Genomic DNA, 13,967 nt, shown 5'->3' with positions numbered 1-13,967 from the left:
TCGCTTTTAAATGATGAGGGCGAAGATCACTTCGTCATCGCGCGCGCGTTTGAGTTGGGATTAGAGTGATGAAAAAGATCGAGGCGATCATCAAGCCGTTCAAGCTCGACGAGGTGAAGGAAGCGCTGCACGAAGTGGGCGTGTCCGGCATCACGGTTACGGAGGCCAAGGGCTTTGGCCGTCAGAAGGGCCATACCGAACTGTATCGTGGCGCTGAATATGTTGTCGACTTCCTGCCCAAGGTGAAGCTGGAGGTGGTCGTGGACGACGCCTTGGCAGACCGCGTGGTGGAGGCGATCTCCGCCGCCGCGCAAACCGGGCGGATCGGCGATGGCAAAATTTTCATCTCGGCGATCGAAGGCGCGGTTCGCATCCGCACCGGCGAGCGGGACAGCGACGCTATCTGATCTCCATCAATTTTGATTTCGCGTCAGCTTCGTAAAGGAGCTGACGAACTGCAACATCCACTACCCCTTCGGGGGGGCAATCATGAAAGAAGGGCAAGCGCACATGGCCAACACGCCAAAAGACATCCTGAAGATGATCGAAGAAAAGGAGATCGAGTGGGTCGATCTGCGCTTCACCGATCCCAAGGGCAAGTGGCAGCACCTGACCATGGTGTCTTCCGTGCTGGGCGAAGATGAGCTGAACGAAGGCCTGATGTTCGACGGTTCGTCGATCGAAGGCTGGAAGGCGATCAACGAGTCGGACATGATCCTGAAGCCCGACCTGGACGCGGTCTATGTCGATCCCTTCAGCGCGACCCCGATGCTGATCCTGTTCTGCGACATCGTCGAGCCCGACACTGGCGAACTCTATGCCCGTGACCCGCGTTCGACCGCCAAGCGCGCAGAAGCCTTCGTCAAGTCGGCTGGTTTCGGCGACACCGTCTATGTGGGTCCCGAAGCCGAATTCTTCATGTTCGACGATGTCCGCTTCAACAACGACTATAACGAATCCTTCTATAAGATCGACGACATCGAACTGCCGACCAACACCGGCCGTGAATATGAAGGTGGCAACCTTGCCCACCGTCCGCGCGCCAAGGGTGGCTATTTCCCTGTCGCTCCGGTCGATCCGGCCACCGACATCCGCGCCGAGATGGTCACCACCATGCTCGAAATGGGCCTGCCCTGCGACAAGCACCACCATGAAGTGGCCGCTGCCCAGCACGAACTCGGCCTGACCTTCGGCACGCTGGTGCAGACCGCCGACCGCATGCAGATCTATAAGTATGTCGTGCAGATGGTCGCCCAGGCCTATGGCAAGACCGCGACCTTCATGCCGAAGCCGATCGCTGCGGACAATGGTTCGGGCATGCACACCCACATGTCGATCTGGGACAGCGGTAAGCCGCTCTTCGCTGGCGAGGGCTATGCGGGGCTCAGCGATATGTGCCTCTACTTCATCGGCGGCGTCATCAAGCACGCCAAGGCGCTGAACGCCTTCACCAACCCGACCACCAACAGCTACAAGCGTCTGGTGCCGGGCTTCGAAGCGCCGGTTCTGCTGGCCTATTCAGCGCGTAACCGTTCGGCGTCCTGCCGCATCCCCTATGGTGCGGGTTCGAAGGCGAAGCGCGTCGAGTTCCGCTTCCCCGACGCGATGGCCAACCCCTATCTGTGCTACGCCGCGCTGCTGATGGCTGGCCTCGACGGCATAGAGAACAAGATCCATCCGGGTTCCGCGATGGACAAGAACCTCTATGATCTGCCGCCGGAAGAACTGAGCCAGGTGCCGACCGTTTGCGGTTCGCTGCGTGAAGCACTGAACAGCCTGGAAGCGGACTATGAGTTCCTGCTGAAGGGTGACGTGTTCACCAAGGACCAGATCGAAGCCTATATCGAGCTGAAGTGGCCCGAAGTGTACCGCTGGGAAATGGCTCCTTCGCCGGTCGAATTCGACATGTACTACAGCTCCTGATTTTTTCGGGTTGCCGTCAAGAAAGAAGCTCGGTCACGCAAGTGGCCGGGCTTTTTCTTTGGGTAGGGCCAACGAAATCAGAAACATTTTGCGCAACCTGATAGCCATGATGAGTAAGCCTTCATTGATGATTGCCGCGCCGTCCATGTGGGATATCACCGTACCCAAAATGGAGGCAGACCGTGACCAACATGCAACCATCGGCGGGTATCCCCACACTTAGATCCATGGGCCTGCATCGCCATCGCTTCTTGCGGCGTGCGGCTTTCGCGATCCTGCCGCGGCTCGCGTCCCGAGATATAAGCATCTCTCATCATTGGGTCGATGGCGCGAAACTGCGCCTCAATCTGTTTCGTCACCGCGGCTACTGGTATCACGGCCGCGGACGAGAAAGCGGTGTGATGTCCAGCCTTGCGCGGCTCATCCAGCCCGGTGACACGGCGATCGAAGCTGGCGCCCACATCGGATATATCAGCATCTACCTGGCGAAGTTGACCGGCCCTGAGGGCAAGGTCTTCGTCTTTGAGCCCAGCCGCGACAATCTCCGCTATCTGACCGCCAACGTGGCGTCATTCCCCCAGGTGGAAATCGTCCCGGAAGCTGTCGGGGATACGGTGGGACAGGCGTCCTTCTACGTCGAAAATCTGTCGGGTCAGAACTCGTCCCTGCTCCAGGATTATGAAAATCTGGAAAGGAATAATCAGAACGCCTTTTCGAACCAGCATTACAACCAGATGCAAGTGAATGTGACCACCATCGACAGCTTCGTTGCGTCAAGAATGATAAAGCCCGACTTCCTGAAAATCGATATCGAGGGAGCGGAACTGATGGCTTTGAGCGGCATGACCGAATGCCTGGCTCGCGACCGGCCCAAATTGATGGTGGAAGTGACCAATCAGGAAGACGCTGTGATGCAGCTAATGGCGGCAGCGGGTTACAAAGCGTTCGACAATCGCCTGAGGCCCTTCGGCCCGGATGCGGACCAAGGGCCGAACCGCTTCTTCATACCAGAAGAACAGTCGTGGAGCATCATGACCTGAGGGGAAAGCGCCCCATCAGGACAACTTCACCCAGGGATAGACGCGCCGAAGAGCAGCACGGGCTCTCCGGCAGGGGATAGCGCGACCTCCCCTCCCGCGCTCGTCACCAGGCTGCGGATCATCCACGCGGCCGCTGTGCGGGACGCAAGACTGTCTTCCGGGAGCGTTCCTGCGAGAGCGGCGCGAAGATCGGGGTCCAGCACCAGCTTGGGACCTTCGGCACGGACCACGATTTCAGTAACGCCAGGCCGCTTTTCAGCGCCGATGTCCAGTTGGCCACCGCGCACCAGCGCGTCGCCCGCGATGAGGGCGAGGTTCAGCAACACCTTGACCGGCAGCTTGTCCAGCATGTCGTCATCGACAAGCCAGCCAATCTTGACCCGGCCCGCCGCGAACATGCCCTCAATCGCCACCCGGGCTTCATGCGTGGGCACAGCGTCGCCGAAACCGCCTGCCGATCCGAAGGCAAGCCGGAAGAATTTCAGCTTGTTGGCCGAAGTTTTCGCGCTGTCGGCCAGAAGATCGAGGCAGCGCTGGCGCATTTCCGGGTCGGTTTCATCCGCCATCAGCTCCAGACCGTTGTTCAGGGCGCCGACCGGGCTCAACAGATCATGGCACAGGCGCGAACAAAGCAAGCTGGCAAATTCGATGCTGTCGGTCGGGTTGGTCATGAAGGGTTCTGCCGCCGGAAATAACTGAAAGGAATGACAGGCTAATGCGCTGCCGGGCCAGATGATGCAACCCCGGCCTGCCGCCTTTGCCTCACATGATGTCGAGCATTGCTTCGGAAAATGTCACCTTTTCCGACCGCCCCATGCTCGCGATCCAAAGCCGCGCTTCCCCACGACCTATGATAAGCCACAGGCTGCCGTCGGGGGCCGCGCAGGCCGCATCCGTGGCGGATGGTTCAGGGCGACCACTGGGGTGCGAGTGGTAATGCCCCATCACGGCTGGTCCACCAGCCCTGGCGGCCTTGTGAGCAGCGAGGAGAGCCACGGGATCGAGTTCGAAATGCCGTGCTGGATCAATCGCGACATTTTCTGCCGGACGCGCTTCCGCGATGCGGCCGGAATGCCCCAGCAGCAACCCGCAGACTTCGTCAGAGCTGCTGGCCGCGTGGGACATGATCTGTTCCAGCAGCAATCTTGAAATGCGGACCATCATTCTTACATGCTTAACCAATGGGTTCGGGGGATTCTATCATCGAGACGACGATAGGCGAAGCGCAGCATGGCCTTCGCCTGGACAAGGCGCTTGCCGAACTGGTTCCGGAACTTTCACGCGAACGATTGAAGAGCCTGATCGTCGATGGTCAAGTAACTCTCGCGGGACGAACGCTGAGCCCGTCGGTGAAGGTGGCCGATGGTCAGACTTTTACGATCAGCATTCCAGCGCCCACTGATGCCGAGGCGATCGCCCAGGATATTCCGCTGACCATCGTGCATGAGGATGCCGACCTGATCGTCGTCGATAAGCCAGCGGGTCTGGTGGTCCATCCGGCGGCGGGCAATCTGGACGGGACGCTGGTGAATGCCCTGCTGCATCATTGTCGCGGGCAATTATCCGGCATCGGCGGCGTCGCTCGTCCGGGTATCGTTCATCGGATCGACAAGGATACGTCCGGGCTGCTGGTCGTCGCGAAGTCCGACCGGGCGCATGAAGGGCTGGCACAGCAATTCAAGGCCCACAGCATCGACCGGCTATATGCGGCGATCGTCTACGGGCATCCCCAACCAGCGGCCGGAACGATCGACACATGGATCGGAAGATCGGATTCGGATCGCAAGAAAATGGCGGTTCATCGCGAAGGACGTGGCAAGCATGCTGTCACCCATTATCGCACGATCGAACGCCTGACCGGCGCCGCATTGGTGGAATGCAGGCTGGAAACTGGACGAACCCATCAGGTGCGCGTTCATATGGCGCATCTGGGTCATCCCTTGATCGGCGATCCGGTTTACAGTAGAGAGAGAAAAGGTTTCAAAACGATACTGGAAACGATGCGTTTCAGAAGGCAGGCATTGCACGCGAAACAGCTGGGGTTCATACATCCGGTGACGGGGCAAAAACTCAGCTTTGACAGTGCACTGCCTGCCGACATGCAGGAACTGTTAAGCGAGCTCCACGTATAAGTTTTGACAAGTTTGCGACGGCGCATCGGACGCCTCTTCTGGGTCCCGCCGCGCACGAAAGGGAAAGGTGAAGCGACATGGCTGCAAAAAGCAATGTCCCCGCGGTTCCAGCGCTGGGCGGTGAAGCCAGCCTCAACCGCTATCTGTCGGAAATCCGCAAGTTTCCGCTGCTGACGCCTGAGCAGGAATATATGCTCGCCAAGCGTTACGCGGAACATCAGGATCCGGAGGCGGCGGCGCAACTCGTGACGTCCCACCTGCGTCTGGTGGCGAAGATCGCCATGGGTTACCGCGGCTATGGCCTGCCGGTCAGCGAACTGATCAGCGAAGGCAATATCGGCCTGATGCAGGGCGTGAAGAAGTTTGAGCCGGAACGCGGTTTCCGCCTGGCTACTTACGCCATGTGGTGGATTCGCGCGTCAATCCAGGAATTCATTCTTCGCAGTTGGTCGCTCGTGAAGATGGGCACCACCGCAGCGCAAAAGAAGCTGTTCTTCAACCTTCGCCGGATGAAGAACAATATCGAAGCGTTCGAGGATGGCGACCTGCATCCCGACGACGTCAAGAAGATCGCTACCGACCTGGGCGTGACCGAGGAAGACGTGGTCTCCATGAACCGTCGCATGGCGATGGGCGGCGACACATCGCTCAACGTGCCAATGCGCGAGGACGGCGAAGGGCAATGGCAGGATTGGCTCGCCGACACCGACCCGTTGCAGGACGAGCTGGTCGCGGATGAGCAGGAAAAGACGCTGCGCCACGATATGCTGGTCGAGGCGATGGATGATCTGAACGATCGTGAAAAGCATATCCTTGCCGAACGGCGTCTGGCCGAAGAGCCCAAGACGCTGGAGGAACTGAGCCAGGTTTATGGCGTCTCGCGCGAGCGTGTCCGCCAGATCGAGGTGCGTGCCTTTGAGAAGCTGCAAAAGGCCATGATGCGGATTGCTGGCGACAGGCTGGGCAAGATGCGGTTGGCGCTGGCCTGACGCTCATTACAATGAGATAAAAGCCCCGGAGTGATCCGGGGCTTTTTTTTGGCGACTGTTAGCAGCGACCGATTTATGGCGGATTGGCTTGGTGGTGCATGCCACCTTGAATGCTGGACGAACCGCGTTACGAACGGGCAAATGAGTGCCACCATCGCCGCTTCGTCTCGCCGCCGCTTCCGTTGGGCCGGCTTCGTCATCCGGATATTGGGCGGCTTTGTCGCTCTCTCATTGCTGTTGGTGCTGCTCTATCGCTTCGTACCGCCCCCCGTGACGTTGACGATGCTGGCCGATCCGAATGGCATCACCAAAGATTGGGTGGGTCTGGACGATATTGATCCGGACATGGCACGCGCGGCCATCGCAGGCGAAGACAGCCGCTTTTGCAGTCATCATGGTTTCGACGCGGTCGCGATCGCGCAAGCCCTCCGCCACAATGCCAGTGGCGGCAGGATTCGCGGCGGATCAACTATCAGCCAGCAGACTGCGAAGAACGTGTTCCTGTTCCAGGGTGGCGGCTTTATCCGCAAGGGGTTTGAAGCATGGTTTACTGTCTTGATCGAGGCGCTTTGGGGCAAGCGGCGGATCATGGAGGTGTATCTGAACGTCGCGGAGACGGGGATTGGGACTTATGGCGTGCAGGCCGGTGCCATCCGCTATTTCCACCATGGGGCCGGCAAGCTGACGCGCGCGGAAGCGGCGCGTCTTGCTGCCGTACTGCCATTGCCCAAGAAAAGGGGCGCGATTGCGCCGCAAGGCTTTACCCGGCGCTATGGCAACAGCATCACGAGCCGGATTGGCGTGGTGCAGCGGGATGGTCTGGATAGTTGCGTTCGGTGAATGAAGCGTCGTGCTTGGGTGGAAAGCGGAAAGGCGGCTTGCAGAGGTTATAGCCCGATTTCTACCATTCAGTCATGTTGTCACCGTACCGGTAGCGAGGCTATTAATTTCTGTCTTCGGTGCGACCCGCAGGTTGCGGACATGGATTGAGAACACAGCATATGTCAGATACGTCGATAGAACACGAAATGGCTGCGCCTACTATCGCCTTCGGCAGGAGCCATGCGATGTTCCTTCAGATGCTTTCACTGTTAATAGTTCTTTTCCCCTTAGCGCTGTTATGCTCCATTTTCCTATTTTCTGCTTTTTTACCGGTTCTACTTGAAGGCGGATGGCAATCGGCCTATGCGGCACTCCCGGTATTAGGAGCGGTTGTATCCGGAAAAGGAATCGTGGACCTGTATCGGAGGTTAAAGAGCCGAAAGCAGCCACTGGTCCTGCTGGACGAACGAGGCGTGCATCTTTGGGAACCCGATGAAAGCATATTACCTTGGGCTGCTGTCACATCTGCGAAAGTTCAGCGTGTTGGGAAAGCCAACTATCTGATGCTGGGCGTAACCGAGCGCGAACGGTATCTCCGGTTTGAGAACCGGTGGTTCGGCGAGCAAATGGGGATCAACCTATTTCCTCTTAAAGGGTCGACCGCAAAAGTAGCCCAAGCCATCCGAACCTATCCTCTCTATACCGGGCAAGATAGATTAGGCGACGTGAGCAAGTAGACGGCCTGCACGCTCACGAACAGAAATTCTCTCAACAATGTCTCCTTTGCGGCGATCATGGCAATACCGATGACGACCACAACTGGTCGAAAGCCGCCCTGCTTCCCACCACCAAAAAAGCCCCGCTGGAATAATCCAGCGAGGCTTTTGAATGCTTAAGAGAACCCCGCGATCAGGCAGCGTCTTCGGCGCGTTTGTCCTTTTCGCTGAAGACCCGGATCGGTTCCTTGGTTCCAGCCACGACATCCTTATCGACGACGACTTCGCCCACGCCTTCCATCGACGGAAGATCGAACATCGTGTCGAGCAGGATCGATTCCAGAATCGACCGCAAACCGCGTGCGCCGGTCTTCCGTTCGATCGCCTTCTTGGCGATCGCCGTAAGTGCATCGTCGGTGAAGCTCAGTTCGACATTTTCCATGTCGAACAGCTTGCCATATTGCTTCACCAGCGCGTTCTTCGGTTCGACCAGAATCTTGACCAATGCGGTCACGTCGAGATCTTCGAGGGTCGCGATCACCGGGAGACGGCCAACAAATTCGGGAATAAGGCCAAATTTCAGCAGATCTTCCGGCTCAGACTGACGCAGCAGTTCGCCGGTCTTGCGCTCTTCGGGCGCCGCAACATGTGCGCCGAAGCCGATAGACTTGGCTTCCAGACGGTCGCCAATGATCCGCTCCAGCCCAGCAAAGGCGCCGCCGCAGATGAACAGGATGTTGGTCGTGTCGACCTGAAGGAATTCCTGCTGCGGATGCTTGCGGCCACCCTGCGGAGGAACCGAAGCAGTGGTGCCTTCCATTAGCTTCAGCAGCGCCTGCTGCACGCCCTCGCCTGACACGTCGCGGGTGATTGAGGGATTTTCAGCCTTGCGGCTGATCTTGTCGATTTCGTCGATGTAGACGATGCCGCGCTGCGCCTTTTCGACATTATAGTCGGACGCCTGGAGCAGCTTGAGGATGATGTTTTCAACATCCTCACCGACATAGCCCGCCTCGGTCAGGGTCGTGGCATCGGCCATGGTGAAGGGCACGTCGAATGTCTTGGCCAGCGTCTGGGCGAGCAACGTCTTGCCGCAGCCGGTGGGGCCGACCAGCAGGATGTTCGACTTGGCGAGTTCTACCTCACCCGGCTTGGTGCCGTGATTCAGGCGCTTGTAATGATTGTGGACGGCGACGGACAGGACACGCTTTGCCCGATTCTGGCCGATCACATAATCGTCCAGCACATCGCAGATTTCCTGCGGGGTCGGCACGCCGCCATCCTTCTTGCCGACGAGACCGCCCTTGGTCTCCTCGCGGATGATGTCGTTGCACAGTTCCACGCACTCGTCGCAGATGAAGACGGTCGGCCCCGCGATCAGCTTACGAACCTCATGCTGCGACTTGCCGCAGAAGGAGCAGTAAAGCGTGCTTTTGGAATCGGAGCCTGTAAGCTTAGTCATTCGCCAATCTTTCCTCCCTGCCCCAAGCGAAAAGCCGCGACGGCGAGGGATATTCTGGTCCTAGGATCATCCTAGACCGCGTCACGCCGATTTCACAAGGGGAGAAAACGGCGCGCGCGATTAAGATCCATGTTAGCTGTCAGTCGTTTCGGGTGCGGCTGGACGGCGATCAAATACCTCGTCCACCAGCCCGAACGCCTTGGCCTCATCGGCCTCAAGGAAGGTATCGCGGTCCATCGCGCGCTCAACTTCGTCCAGCGACTTGCCGGTGTATTGCACATACAGGTCATTGAGACGGCGGCGAATCCGGAGGATTTCCTTCGCCTGGATTTCGATGTCCGAAGCCATGCCCTGGGCGCCGCCGGACGGCTGATGCACCATGATCCGTGCGTTGGAAAGCGCGATGCGCTTGCCCGGCTCACCTGCTGCCAACAAGAAGCTGCCCATGGATGCTGCCTGACCGATGCAGACGGTGCCGACCTGGGGGCGGATATATTTCATCGTGTCATGGATCGCCATGCCCGCCGTCACCACGCCGCCGGGGGAATTGATGTACATCCAGATATCCTTCTTCGGATTTTCCGACTCGAGGAACAGGAGCTGAGCGACGATGAGCGAGGCCATATGATCCTCAACCTGACCGGTCACGAAGATGATCCGTTCACGCAGCAGGCGGGAGAAAATGTCAAAACTGCGTTCGCCGCGATTGGATTGTTCGATGACGATAGGAACAAGCGCGGCCATGGGATCAGACATGATATTGGTCATTTTGCTCTTTCAGGGTGATTTTTGCCCGCTCTCTACATCGGCACAAAAGCGGGCGGGTTCAAGGGGTACTGTGATCGCCGGCCGCGAGTTCAGCGGCGTGGTTCGAAATCGGAAGGAGCACGGAAGGTCAAATAAGCAAGGCGCCGCACTTCCCGGCGTCCGCGCACCACGGTGTCGAGGATCAGCCCACACATGCCCGATAGGGTAGCGAGTATCATGAGCCCCGTGACGAGGATGGCGGTCGGAAAGCGTGGCACAAGCCCGGTATTGAGATAGGTGAGGATCAACGGGGTGGCCAGAATGACCCCGATTGCCGCCAGCAGCGCGGCAATGATGCCGAAGAAGAGGATCGGCTTTTCGATCCGGTAGAGCGTGAAAATCGTTCGCAAGATACGCCACCCGTCGCGATAGGTGGAGAGCTTGCTGACCGAACCTTCCGGCCGAGCGCCATAGACAGTCATGACTTCGGAAACGGGCATCGCCAGTTCCAGCGCATGAACGCTGATTTCCGTTTCGATTTCGAAACCTGCGGACAGGACAGGGAAGCTCTTGACGAAGCGGCGGGAAAAGACGCGATAGCCCGACAAAATATCGGTGAAGCTGCGACCGAAAAGTTGCTTGAGCAGGCTGGTGAGCGCCCAATTTCCGAAGCGATGGCCACGGCGATAGGCTTCTTCCACCTCGCTCTTACGCGCGCCGACGACCATGTCGAGATTATCTTCCAACATGGCGGCGACGAGACGGGGCGCGGCGGCGGCATCATAGGTCGCATCACCGTCGGCCATGACGTAGATGTCAGCATCCACATCGGCGAACATGCGGCGCACGACATGGCCCTTGCCCTGCTGCGTCACCCGGCGAACGATCGCGTCCGCTCCGGCGGCGAGTTCAGCGCTGCCGTCGCTGCTGTTATTATCGAAGACGTAGATGTCGGCGGCGGGCAGTGCGCGGCGGAAATCCTGCACCGTCTTCACGATCGCGCCCGCTTCATTATAGCAGGGCAGGATTACGGCAATGCGCGGACCTGCCGCCCCCTGCCCGCTTACCACTGCCGGAAATTCCTTCATCTGCCCCAAACCTCACCCGAACTTATCGCGGCATGACGTGCCGGGATTAACATTTCGTCTGCCATGCCGAATGCTAAATGAAAAGCGCCCGTCTTCCATCTGGAGACGGACGCTTTTCATGTTTTGATAGTGGCCCGGCGCACATCAGCCAGCCGGGCAACCCCAATCCTTATTCAGCCTTGGCAGCAGCCTTCTTGGCCGGAGCCTTCTTGGCCTTGGGCTTTTCCTCAGCGACAGCTTCTTCAGCCACGGCCTCGTCCTTCTTGGCGGCAGCCTTCTTGGCCGGAGCCTTTTTCGCCGGAGCTTCTTCGGTCGCAGGTGCGGCTTCGTCAGCGTCCGCAGCCTTCTTCTTGGGAGCAGCCTTCTTCGCCTTGGGCTTTTCGTCATGATCATGATGATCATGGCCACAACCCGGACCATGGACGTGCGGCTTCAGGTCGCCATCTTCGGCCTCGATCGCTGCTTCCAGTTCTTCGCGGCTGACGGCGCGATCCGTGACTTCGGCCTTGCCGAACAGGAAGTCTACGACCTTATCTTCATAAAGCGGCGCGCGAAGCTGGGCGGCTGCCATCGGGTCCTGGCGGACATATTGGACGAACCGCTCACGATCCTGCGGGCCGTACTGCTGAGCGGCCTGCATGATCAGGCGGTTCATTTCCTGATCGGAAACCGCCACGCCATTTGCCTGACCAATTTCGGACAGAAGGAGGCCAAGGCGCACGCGGCGAACAGCGATCGCGCGATAGTCTTCCTTCTCAGCTTCCATTTCCTTGAGAGCAGCTTCCGGGTCCGCCTCATGGCTGGCTTCGTGCTGAAGCTGCGCCCAGATCTGTTCGAACTCGGCTTCCACCATGCTCGGCGGCACATCGAAATCATGGGCAGCGGCAAGCTGATCGAGCAGCTTGCGCTTCATGTGGGTGCGGGTGAGGACATTATGTTCCTGCTCGATCTGGCCCTTCAGCAGCTCCTTGAGCTTGTCGAGACCTTCCAGACCCAGCGACTTGGCGAAATCATCGTCGAGCTTGGGCTTGTCGGCGTTCAGGATCGCCTTGACCGTGATGTCGAAAGTGGCTTCCTTGCCGGCGAGATGGGCCGCGCCATAATCCTCCGGGAAGGGGACGGTGATGGTCTTCTCGTCGCCCTTCTTGACGCCGGTCAGCTGTTCTTCGAAGCCGGGGATGAACTGGCCAGAGCCGATCTTGAGCTTCACATCTTCGGCCGAACCACCTTCGAAGGGTTCGCCGTCGATCTTGCCGACGAAATCGATGGTCAGCGTGTCGCCGTCCTTCGCCTTGTGCGAAGCGGCATGCTCTTCCAGCGCGCCCTGCTGGGTCGCGATGCGGCCAGCGGCTTCATCAACCTGCGAATCAGCGACTTCGATGGTCAGACGCTCCAGCTTCAGACCTTCGATGCTCGGCGCGGCGATTTCAGGAAGCACTTCCAGCGCGACCTTAACCTCGGCGTCCTTGCCGAATTCAAAGCCTTCGTCCAGCTCCACGGAAGGCTGCATCGCCGGACGCAGCTTGTTGTCCGCGATCAGCTTTTGAATGCCTTCCTGGATCGAATTGTTAAGGGCGTCGCGCTGCAGCGATTCACCATGCATTTTCTTGACGAGGTTGGCAGGCACCTTGCCGGGGCGGAAGCCGGGCATACGAACCTGCGGTGCGATCGCCGCCACTTCCTTTTCCACGCGGGCGTCGATGTCCTTCGACGTGATGGTCACGGTGTAGGCGCGCTTCAGGCCCTCGTTCAACGTCTCGACAGTCTGCATCTCTTCTCTCAAACGCTTTCTTCAGCTGAATTCAGGTGGCGCCTGACATGATACAAGCCGGGCGCACTGGTGCGGGCGAAGGGACTCGAACCCCCACATCTTGCGATACCAGAACCTAAATCTGGCGCGTCTACCAGTTTCGCCACGCCCGCATCGGCCGCCGGTCGGCGCGGCATAGAGAAAAGCATCCGGGGAGGCAAGCAATTGTGGATAACTTGCCCGGAACTCACGCAGGGCCTCAGGCGTAACGTTTCGATAAGGAGAGAGATATGGCCACTCAGCCTGATCCGGAACCGATCGGCGTACCCCCGCCCGACACGATTCAGCCGCAGTCACCCCCGGAGTCGCCTCCCCCCTCTACCCCTGATGAAACTCCTGCGGGCGAGCCACCCGAGTTCGTGCCGACGCGGCCCGATTTTGACCAACCGGATCGGTCCATCCCGGAATTGCCGCCGGATTGAGTGTATCAGCGGCGTCATATTCTTGCAGTAGCGAGAAATTTTCTCCCTCTCCTGTGCTGGACAGGCCCCTGCAAGCATGATTGAACCGCGACAGATAGAAGAAAAGCGGGAGAGGCGCGGCTGACATCAAGGGGGTCATCGTGCATCGGGTTCGCGCCAAATTAGACTGGTTCAAGGCAGTTATATTACCACAGGAGGCCGCACTTCGGGGTCGGCTTCGGAGGATTTTGCCTTCCTTCCTGGAACTTGACGACATGGTTGCCGAGGTCATGGCCCGTGCCTATGCCACGGAAAATTGGAACAATGTGACGACAGGCCGCGCCTATCTGTTCACGATCGCCCGCAATCTGATCATCGACAATGCCCGCCGCAACAAAGTGGTCAGCTTCGAAACGATCGCTGACCTGGAACTGCTGCAAGCGGAAAACAGTGTCGAGGCTCAACTTCATGCTCGCGAAGCCCTGCGACAGATCGAAGCGATCGTCGAAACGCTTCCGCCGCAATGCCGGAAGGTATTTGTCCTGCGCCGTATCCATGAAAGATCGATGATCGAAATAGCGGCAGAAATGTCTTTGTCCGTTTCTACGGTTGAAAAACATCTGGCCAAAGCCATCGCGATAGTTATGCGGGCATGGTCGGAACGTCAGGAAACGGATTTCGAACGTGCAAGCGTTGGGGCGAGGATCAAGCAGCAGGGAAGAAATCGAGGCGAAAGCCGCGCGTCTGCTGGTCAAGCTTAACACCGACCCGGCTGTTCAGGATGCGGCGGAACTTTCCGCGTGGATCGAAGCGGACCCGCGGCACGCAATAGCTTAC

At 58.7% G+C, this 13,967-nt stretch carries 15 protein-coding genes and 1 tRNA gene; 9 read left to right on the top strand and 7 right to left on the bottom strand.

Annotation, left to right across the window (positions count from 1 at the left end; translation table 11 throughout):
* Nucleotides 1-68 precede the first annotated feature (68 nt).
* From ACZ5YV_RS03750 to ACZ5YV_RS03740, 3 genes are all read left to right on the top strand, one after another.
* Complete coding sequence (locus tag ACZ5YV_RS03750) at nt 69-407, top strand: P-II family nitrogen regulator (RefSeq protein ID WP_196225956.1); 339 nt, start codon at nt 69-71, stop codon at nt 405-407.
* A gap of 103 nt (nt 408-510) precedes the next feature.
* Nucleotides 511-1,923 carry a type I glutamate--ammonia ligase gene (gene glnA, locus ACZ5YV_RS03745; protein WP_464788634.1) on the top strand — a complete coding sequence of 471 codons (1,413 nt, stop codon included), beginning with the start codon at nt 511-513 and terminating at the stop codon, nt 1,921-1,923.
* Between the two features lie 131 nt (nt 1,924-2,054).
* Nucleotides 2,055-2,963 carry an FkbM family methyltransferase gene (locus tag ACZ5YV_RS03740; protein ID WP_464788633.1) on the top strand — a complete coding sequence of 303 codons (909 nt, stop codon included), beginning with the start codon at nt 2,055-2,057 and terminating at the stop codon, nt 2,961-2,963.
* A 26-nt stretch (nt 2,964-2,989) separates the two neighbouring features.
* Here ACZ5YV_RS03740 and ACZ5YV_RS03735 read toward each other — a convergent pair whose 3' ends face one another.
* Nucleotides 2,990-3,634, bottom strand: coding sequence for a histidine phosphotransferase family protein (locus tag ACZ5YV_RS03735; RefSeq protein ID WP_464788632.1), 645 nt, complete (start codon nt 3,632-3,634; stop codon nt 2,990-2,992).
* 91 nt (nt 3,635-3,725) lie between these two features.
* Entirely contained in the window at nt 3,726-4,127 is a 402-nt protein-coding gene (locus ACZ5YV_RS03730) for a M67 family metallopeptidase (protein ID WP_464788631.1), read from the bottom strand.
* Between the two features lie 17 nt (nt 4,128-4,144).
* Here ACZ5YV_RS03730 and ACZ5YV_RS03725 point away from each other — a divergent pair, with 17 nt between their 5' ends.
* The 4 genes from ACZ5YV_RS03725 (at nt 4,145) to ACZ5YV_RS03710 (ending at nt 7,643) form a co-directional block, all read left to right on the top strand.
* Nucleotides 4,145-5,095: an RluA family pseudouridine synthase gene (locus ACZ5YV_RS03725; protein WP_464788630.1), complete on the top strand. Its 951-nt coding sequence runs from the start codon at nt 4,145-4,147 to the stop codon at nt 5,093-5,095.
* Between the two features lie 77 nt (nt 5,096-5,172).
* On the top strand, nt 5,173-6,084 hold the full coding sequence (gene rpoH / locus ACZ5YV_RS03720; protein WP_196225951.1) for an RNA polymerase sigma factor RpoH: 912 nt from the start codon (nt 5,173-5,175) through the stop codon (nt 6,082-6,084).
* A 141-nt stretch (nt 6,085-6,225) separates the two neighbouring features.
* On the top strand, nt 6,226-6,924 hold the full coding sequence (gene mtgA / locus ACZ5YV_RS03715; protein ID WP_464788629.1) for a monofunctional biosynthetic peptidoglycan transglycosylase: 699 nt from the start codon (nt 6,226-6,228) through the stop codon (nt 6,922-6,924).
* Nucleotides 6,925-7,112: 188 nt separating this feature from the next.
* Entirely contained in the window at nt 7,113-7,643 is a 531-nt protein-coding gene (locus ACZ5YV_RS03710; RefSeq protein WP_464788628.1) for a hypothetical protein, read from the top strand.
* A 172-nt stretch (nt 7,644-7,815) separates the two neighbouring features.
* Here the strand turns inward: ACZ5YV_RS03710 and clpX are convergent, their stop codons facing one another.
* The 5 genes from clpX to ACZ5YV_RS03685 all read right to left on the bottom strand — a co-directional run bounded on the left by clpX (nt 7,816) and on the right by ACZ5YV_RS03685 (nt 12,842).
* Complete coding sequence (gene clpX, locus ACZ5YV_RS03705; protein WP_066523548.1) at nt 7,816-9,084, bottom strand: ATP-dependent Clp protease ATP-binding subunit ClpX; 1,269 nt, start codon at nt 9,082-9,084, stop codon at nt 7,816-7,818.
* Nucleotides 9,085-9,216: 132 nt separating this feature from the next.
* Nucleotides 9,217-9,852, bottom strand: coding sequence for an ATP-dependent Clp endopeptidase proteolytic subunit ClpP (gene clpP / locus ACZ5YV_RS03700; protein ID WP_449473060.1), 636 nt, complete (start codon nt 9,850-9,852; stop codon nt 9,217-9,219).
* Nucleotides 9,853-9,941: 89 nt separating this feature from the next.
* A complete protein-coding gene (locus ACZ5YV_RS03695; RefSeq protein WP_464788627.1) occupies nt 9,942-10,919 on the bottom strand; it encodes a glycosyltransferase family 2 protein in 978 nt (325 codons plus the stop codon).
* 169 nt (nt 10,920-11,088) lie between these two features.
* Nucleotides 11,089-12,690, bottom strand: coding sequence for a trigger factor (tig, locus tag ACZ5YV_RS03690; RefSeq protein WP_464788626.1), 1,602 nt, complete (start codon nt 12,688-12,690; stop codon nt 11,089-11,091).
* 67 nt (nt 12,691-12,757) lie between these two features.
* Nucleotides 12,758-12,842: transfer RNA gene (locus tag ACZ5YV_RS03685), tRNA-Leu, on the bottom strand.
* 117 nt (nt 12,843-12,959) lie between these two features.
* On the opposite strand from ACZ5YV_RS03685, the gene ACZ5YV_RS03680 reads away from it, so the two are divergent.
* On the top strand, nt 12,960-13,151 hold the full coding sequence (locus ACZ5YV_RS03680) for a hypothetical protein (RefSeq protein WP_196225946.1): 192 nt from the start codon (nt 12,960-12,962) through the stop codon (nt 13,149-13,151).
* A gap of 140 nt (nt 13,152-13,291) precedes the next feature.
* Nucleotides 13,292-13,891, top strand: coding sequence for a sigma-70 family RNA polymerase sigma factor (locus tag ACZ5YV_RS03675; protein ID WP_464788625.1), 600 nt, complete (start codon nt 13,292-13,294; stop codon nt 13,889-13,891).
* Nucleotides 13,892-13,967: the final 76 nt, after the last annotated feature.

Source organism: Sphingobium sp. TomTYG46, assembly GCF_055396345.1.
This window is presented reverse-complemented; position numbering and strand designations above follow the sequence as displayed.

Excerpts from the sequence above, each read along its gene's own strand:
- ACZ5YV_RS03680 (WP_196225946.1), top strand. The coding sequence starts at position 12,960 with ATGGCCACTCAGCCTGATCCGGAACCGATCGGCGTACCCCCGCCCGAC.
- clpP (WP_449473060.1), bottom strand. The coding sequence starts at position 9,852 with ATGACCAATATCATGTCTGATCCCATGGCCGCGCTTGTTCCTATCGTC.
- tig (WP_464788626.1), bottom strand. The coding sequence starts at position 12,690 with ATGCAGACTGTCGAGACGTTGAACGAGGGCCTGAAGCGCGCCTACACC.
- ACZ5YV_RS03735 (WP_464788632.1), bottom strand. The coding sequence starts at position 3,634 with ATGACCAACCCGACCGACAGCATCGAATTTGCCAGCTTGCTTTGTTCG.
- ACZ5YV_RS03710 (WP_464788628.1), top strand. The coding sequence starts at position 7,113 with ATGGCTGCGCCTACTATCGCCTTCGGCAGGAGCCATGCGATGTTCCTT.
- glnA (WP_464788634.1), top strand. The coding sequence starts at position 511 with ATGGCCAACACGCCAAAAGACATCCTGAAGATGATCGAAGAAAAGGAG.
- rpoH (WP_196225951.1), top strand. The coding sequence starts at position 5,173 with ATGGCTGCAAAAAGCAATGTCCCCGCGGTTCCAGCGCTGGGCGGTGAA.
- ACZ5YV_RS03725 (WP_464788630.1), top strand. The coding sequence starts at position 4,145 with ATGGGTTCGGGGGATTCTATCATCGAGACGACGATAGGCGAAGCGCAG.
- clpX (WP_066523548.1), bottom strand. The coding sequence starts at position 9,084 with ATGACTAAGCTTACAGGCTCCGATTCCAAAAGCACGCTTTACTGCTCC.
- ACZ5YV_RS03695 (WP_464788627.1), bottom strand. The coding sequence starts at position 10,919 with ATGAAGGAATTTCCGGCAGTGGTAAGCGGGCAGGGGGCGGCAGGTCCG.
- ACZ5YV_RS03750 (WP_196225956.1), top strand. The coding sequence starts at position 69 with ATGAAAAAGATCGAGGCGATCATCAAGCCGTTCAAGCTCGACGAGGTG.
- ACZ5YV_RS03730 (WP_464788631.1), bottom strand. The coding sequence starts at position 4,127 with ATGATGGTCCGCATTTCAAGATTGCTGCTGGAACAGATCATGTCCCAC.
- mtgA (WP_464788629.1), top strand. The coding sequence starts at position 6,226 with ATGAGTGCCACCATCGCCGCTTCGTCTCGCCGCCGCTTCCGTTGGGCC.